Here is a 1525-nt window from a genome sequence, read left to right on the forward strand (position 1 = left end):
GCGGAGGTCGTCCTGCTGAAATCTGAATCTTTGGCGTCGATAACCAAAAAATACATAGTTTCAGACGGTTACGCCACCTCCGCCGCCTTCTCGTGAATTATCCGGGCTAAGTGGCAGTTCGATGCTCTCCTTCAAGCGTTCCCGAATCGCCGGCAGCTCACCGATATCGGCCCAACTGACATTGGGAACCCGGATCATGATCTCACGCATCGCGGAAGGCTGGACGCGCTTGTCCGGCGGATCGGCGGCCGGAAGAGCCCCGCGGGAGTCACACCCGGATCCTTGCATGTCACCGCTGCGTAAGCGCCGTCGCTTCGGGAGGATAACCCGGGCGAGGGGGCGGCTAGGAGCGTGTGGTCCGGAACAGGCAATGAGCGGGTCAATCTAAAGTCGCAATGATGGGGAAGGGCCCTCGCACGATTGCTTTCTTGTAGACGCAGGCGGGGGGATAGAGCAACCTGCGGTCTGGAAATTCTGCTGAGAGCGGGTGGTGCATCCTGGCATTCCCATTTGATGTAGGCCTTGGTCTCGGAGGCCCATTTCTCGTCGATCTCTACGAGGACGGCGCTGACCAGTCGCAGCAGAGCGTCGTCGCTGGGAAAGACCCTGACCTTTACGGTGCGCCGCTTGAGCTCCTGCTGGACGGATCGCTCCATCGGGTTTGAAGTGCGCAGCCGGCGGCGATGGTGCTCGGGCAGCGTGAAGACCGCGAGCCCCTCGGGCGCGTTTTCCTCCAGCCATGCGGCCAGCTTCGGCGCAGAGGTGCGATAGCTGGCGACGATCTCTGCCAAGGCCGTTTCTGCCTTGGCGAGCGTGCTGGCATTCCACACGGTGCGCAGCTCGGCTCCGATGCGCTTGCGGCTCTCGACGTTCGGAGCGTGATGAATGGCGTTGCGCGCGAGATGGAACTGGCAGCGCTGCCACGTGGCGCCGCCAAGAACAGCCCGCCGGGCAGCACGCAGCCCTGAGTGGTCATCCGAAACGATGAACTCGACGCCGCGCAGGCCGCGGGCGACCAGGCTCTCCAAGAAGCCCCGCCAGTGGACCTCGGCCTCGGACAGGGCCACGGAAACGCCCAGAACACGCCGCCGCTCGTCCGGGCCGATGCCGATTGCCGAGAGCACGGCAGCATCGCGCACCACCCCGCCGTGGCGCATCTTCTCGTACCGGGCATCGAGGATGAGGTATTTTACCTGGCCCAGAGGGCGGTTGCGCCATGCCTCCAGTTCGTCGTCGAGCAGCTTGGCAGCCCGGCTGACCTGCGAGGACGACAGGCTCTCGATCCCGAACTCGCGCATGACAGCCTCGGCGTCACGCGTGGAGACGCCTTTGACGTACATCTCGGCCACCGCCAGCATGACGGACCGAACCGACCGCCGCCCGCGCTCGAGGGATTGCGGATAGAACGGCTCTTCCCCATGCCCGGCAGTCTTGGGCACCTGCACGCTCACCGTGCCCGCAGGCGTGTCGATCCGCTTGGGTTTGTAGCCGTTGGCATAGCCGTGACGCTCGGGCGTGCGCTCAT

Annotated in this window: 1 protein-coding gene and 1 other annotated feature; the gene reads right to left on the reverse strand. The window is 64.3% G+C overall.

Features of this window, described 5'->3' with window-relative positions:
* Nucleotides 1-194: 194 nt before the first annotated feature.
* A partial coding sequence (locus JSE7799_RS09550; protein ID WP_222101732.1) for an IS256 family transposase occupies nucleotides 195-1525 on the reverse strand: 1331 nt, incomplete at its 5' end.
* Nucleotides 228-285, reverse strand: a sequence feature (sul1 is cis-regulatory element that is thought to sense ions involved in sulfur or methionine metabolism; They are found in Alphaproteobacteria). (Overlaps the previous gene by 58 nt.)

Source organism: Jannaschia seosinensis (assembly GCF_001408515.1).
Classification (GTDB): Bacteria; Pseudomonadota; Alphaproteobacteria; order Rhodobacterales; family Rhodobacteraceae; genus Jannaschia; species Jannaschia seosinensis.